Genomic DNA, 4,291 nt, shown 5'->3' with positions numbered 1-4,291 from the left:
CAGGGCTTTGTGGCGTTTCGATCAGGGCCGGTGCATGCCTCGGCCGCCCCCCATCCCCAGCCCTTCCCCCGCAAACTGCGCGGGGGAAGGGAGCCAGTCGAGGCGCGCGCGGCCTGCCGTCGTGCAATCGAATTCTCCTCTCCCCCATGGGGTTTATGGGGGAGAGGCCGGGAGAGGGGGGCGGCCGCGGCATGCACCAGCGTCAGCCCCCCACGCTCTCCCCTTCTGGACGAAACACCCACCGGACCTCGATCACCGTCGCCGAGGCTCTGCCGGTTCCTGCAACGCGCTGCTACAAAAACCGGCAACCGACCCGTCGCACGGTATCGCGGAAATGCGGAAACGTGAGCTACCGCAACATTTTCCACCGGGTGTCGCCACGGAACGGCACGTGCCCTTACGTCGATGCATGACCGCAGCCGACCGCCCGTCCATCGACCCCGCGTGACCCAGCGAGCCCTGAAGATCGACGCCGCGCTGAAGGCCATCCCTGAAACGGATGACCTGGCGCACCTGCGCGCCGCGCTGCTGTCGGCGTCTCGGGCGGACGGCGGGCTGGCGTGGGGCTCGGCGGGGGAGTACGCCACGATCGACATGCGTGTGGCGGACCCGGCTGCGCTGGAAGGCCAGATCGAAGAGCTCGCGGACCGGGTGCGCCGCCGCGTGGAGCGGGTGATGCGCCACACCGTCCACGCCCTGGCCGCAGTGGAACGCGGAGACGTAGCCGACGCGGCGCGGCACCTGGTGGCGGCCGGCGAGGTGGAGGAGGGCGAGGGGCGGCTGCTCGCCGCCCGGCATTTCTACGAGCGTGCGCTGGAGTTCGGGCGCAAGCCGCGCGACCGCCGCGGTGAGGGCCTGGCGCTTCGCCGGCTGGGCCGCGTCGCCCGCGCGATGGGCCAGTGGGAGCTGTCTGCGAGGCGGTACGAGGAAGGCTACGAAGTGTCCGTGGCCCAGCGCGACGAGATGGGCGCCGTGGTGGCGTGTCAGGGGCTGGGAAACGTGCACGTTGACCAGAGCCGCTGGGGCGAGGCGCGCGCCTGGTACCTTCGCGGCGTTGAGCGGTGCCCGGCACGCCCGCCTACGGTGGAGTACGTGCACCTGTGCGTGGGGCTGTCGGTGGTGGAACGCCGCCTGGGTGACCTGGATGCCGCGGCGGAGTGGCTGGCGCGCGGCGAGAAGACCGCCGCGGCGGGCCTGGGCGACTCGGTGATGGGGTTCGTGGACCACGCCTGGGGGCGCCTGCACCTGGCCCGCGGCGAGGCGGCCGAGGCGGAGTCCGCCTTCCGCCGGGCGCTGGCGCGAGAACTGGATTCCGTGGTGCGCGTGGCGGTGATGGTGGGGCTTTCCGAGCCCCTGCTGCACCAGGGCCGCGCCGGCGAAGCCTTCACCCTCGCGCAAGACGCCGAGGCGCTGGCCATCCACGCCGGCGCGGTGCTGAAGCTGCCGGACGTGTACCGGGCACTCGGCGCCGCCGCGGCGGAGCGCGGCGAGGCCGAGGCGTTCCTGTTCTACGAGCAGGCGCTGGAGGTGTGCCGCGACCACGGGCTGCCGGCGTTCGAAGCGGCCGCGACGCAGCATCACTACGGCAGGTTCGAGACACGGCGGGGCGACGCCGAGGCCGCGGCCGCCCGGCTGCGGGAGGCGCACCGGCTCTACACGGAGATGGGCGCGCGGATGGAAGCGGAAGAGGTGGCGGAAGAGCTGGGGCGCATGGGCGCCGCGGTCGAAGACAACGAACACGGACGGACGGCATGAGGATGATCGCGAGCGCGGCGGCGCTCCTCCTGGGGTTGGTTGCCGCGGCATGCAATGGCGAGGTGGTGGGCGGCGGCCAGCGCCCCGCGCGCGTGGTGGTGGTTTCCGGCGACCTGCAGCGCGACACGGTGGGCAAGGAACTGGCGCAGCCGCTCGTGGTCCGCGTGTTGGACGAGCGCGACCAGCCGGTCAAGGGCCAGCTGGTGAACTTCGTGGTCACCGCCGGGGGCGGCTCGGTGTTCGCGGGCTCCGCCCTCACCAACGCCCAGGGCGAGGCGCGGGAGCGCTGGACGCTGGGCACCGTGGCCGGCGACACGCAGCGGGTGGAGGCCCGGGCGGTGGACCCGGCCACGGGGGAGGCCATCGTCTTCGAGACCTTCCGCGCCATCGGCGTTCCCGACGTGCTGGCCGGGCTCGTGGCCGTGGGGCCCGCGACGCGTACGGGAACCGCCGAAGACCCGCTGGCGGATTCCCTGGCCGTTCGCGCGGTGGACAAGCACGGCAACGGGATCGCCGGCGTACCGGTGCAATGGGTGCCGGTGGAAGGCGGCGGGACGCTGAGTCCTGCCACCTCGGCGACGGACTCAGCCGGAGTCACGCGGTCCTCTTGGACGCTCGGGCCCGTGGTCGGCAGCCAGGTGGCCCAGGCCAGTGCGGCAGTCGGGGCACCCGTCCGTTTCACGGCGGCGGCCGGGGCATTGCCCGCCGTCCGCATCGTGCTGACCCCGAACGCGCTGAGCTTTTCGTCCCTGGGTGACGTGGCACCCCTGGCGGTGTCGGCGTACAACCGCCACGGCGCCGCGGTTCCGGGGCTGGCGGTGATGATCATCTCGGAAAATGCCGCGGTGGTCCAGGTGAACCCGGGTCCCGCGGCGGTCGCGACGGGCAATGGCACCACGCGGCTCATCGCCGTCTCCGGTGATCTGCGCGACACCATCCCGGCCGCGGTGCTCCAGGTGCCCACGTGGCTGCAGGTGCTGACGGGCGGGGCCAGAAAGGCCGCCGCGGGCGCTCCCGTCTCGGTGCCGCCCGCGGTGCGCGCGTTGGACAGCCGCGGCAACCCGGTCGCGGGCGCCCCGGTGGATTGGGCGGTCGTTGCCGGAGGCGGCAGCGTATCGGCACCCAGGACACAGACGGATGCCGGGGGCGTGGCGGCCGTAGAGTGGACCCTGGGGTCCCAGGGCACCCAGACCCTGGAGGCCAGGAGCGGAGCCGCGCCGCCCGCGACGTTCACGGGAACCATCCGGGTGCCGACGCATTTGCTCCGCCGCGAGGGCCCGGCGACCGTCGCCCCCGGCTCGTCTACGCAGTATGCGTTCGAGATCGTCGACGAGGACGGACAGCCGCTGCCCAACACCCCGGTGCAGTGGACGCTCACCAGCCCGGGGGGGGCCACCCTGACGCCCGCCGCCCCCACGTCGGGCGGCGACGGCATCGCGCGCGCCACGCTGACGGTCACGTCGCTGCAGGCGAACCACGTGATCGGCATTCGCGCCGGCAACGCAACTTCCGGCGCGACCGTGTCCGTTGCGGGGCCCATCACGATGACGGACGTCAGCGGCAGGGGCGCGCGGGGCAACTTCGCTGCCTATGCGCAGGCCAGGGTCAGTTCCACCGCCGGAGCCATCATCCGCGTCCGCGCCATCATCGCGGGGCGTGAAGGGGAGCTTTCGTACGACAATTCCACCGGGCTCTGGCGGGGGAATGTCGACATGACCGACGTGGCGGGCGGAAACTACACGGGTACGGTCATCGCGACCGACGCGGCGGGGAACAGCCGGGCAGCGCCGTTCGAGGCGCAGCACGACCCCAACCCCGTGGTCGTCATCATCGAGCCCTCCGCCGATGCGGTGACCGCCCAGGGCAGCATCCGCATTCGTGCCACCTGCTCGTGGCAGACCAGCCAGCCGGCGAGCGACTGCGCCACCCTGTACTCCAGCGTTCACGCTGGATCCACCGTCATCCTCCCGTACGCGCAGGGCCGCTCGGGAATCGACGTGAACGTGCCCCTTCCCGCGGGGCCGGCGACGGTGCCCATTGTCGTGCAGTGGAGCGACGTCAAGGGCGTGTACTTCCAGGGGAAGGACACCGTGACGGTCACCGTCACACCCTGACCCCGAGCGAGGGCACGTGAAACGGGCCCCGGAGCGGCATGCTCCGGGGCCCGTCCTCGTTCCGCCCGGCCGCACTCACGCACTCATCGACGCGAATCCTCGGCCGCGATCCAGGCGCGGACGTTCTCCTCCAGCACCGTCAGCGGCACGGAGCCGGAGCCCAGCACCACGTCGTGAAAGCGGCGCACGTCGAACCGAGTTCCGAGTGCCGCCTGCGCCTCGGCGCGCAGCTCGCTGATCTTCATCTGCCCCGTCTTGTACGCCAGCGCCTGCCCGGGCCAGGCGATGTAGCGGTCTACCTCGTTGGTGATGTTCAGCAGGGTGAGGGCGCTGTTGGCGGCCATGAAGTCGATGGACTGCTGCCGCGTCCATCCCTTCCAGTGCATCCCCGTGTCCACCACCAGCCGGCACGCGCGCCACAT

General features: G+C 72.2%; 3 protein-coding genes. 2 read left to right on the top strand and 1 reads right to left on the bottom strand.

Translation table 11 applies throughout. The annotated features are described in order from the left end of the window. Positions 1 to 444 precede the first annotated feature (444 nt). Together VIB55_RS21840 and VIB55_RS21835 are read left to right on the top strand one after the other, a co-directional pair. On the top strand, positions 445 to 1,755 hold the full coding sequence (locus tag VIB55_RS21840) for a tetratricopeptide repeat protein (RefSeq protein WP_331878792.1): 1,311 nt from the start codon (positions 445 to 447) through the stop codon (positions 1,753 to 1,755). After that, complete coding sequence (locus VIB55_RS21835) at positions 1,752 to 3,869, top strand: Ig-like domain-containing protein (RefSeq protein ID WP_331878791.1); 2,118 nt, start codon at positions 1,752 to 1,754, stop codon at positions 3,867 to 3,869. Before VIB55_RS21840 ends, VIB55_RS21835 begins: the two co-directional genes overlap by 4 nt. An 83-nt stretch (positions 3,870 to 3,952) precedes the next feature. Here VIB55_RS21835 and VIB55_RS21830 read toward each other — a convergent pair. Then, on the bottom strand, positions 3,953 to 4,291 hold a 339-nt coding region (locus tag VIB55_RS21830), incomplete at its 5' end, for a DUF885 family protein (protein WP_331878790.1).

It is taken from the genome of Longimicrobium sp. (assembly GCF_036554565.1).
Classification (GTDB): Bacteria; Gemmatimonadota; Gemmatimonadetes; order Longimicrobiales; family Longimicrobiaceae; genus Longimicrobium.
This window is presented reverse-complemented; position numbering and strand designations above follow the sequence as displayed.

Bases quoted from the DNA above. Each gene is read 5' to 3' on its own strand.
- VIB55_RS21835 (WP_331878791.1), top strand. From the start codon at position 1,752: ATGAGGATGATCGCGAGCGCGGCGGCGCTCCTCCTGGGGTTGGTTGCC.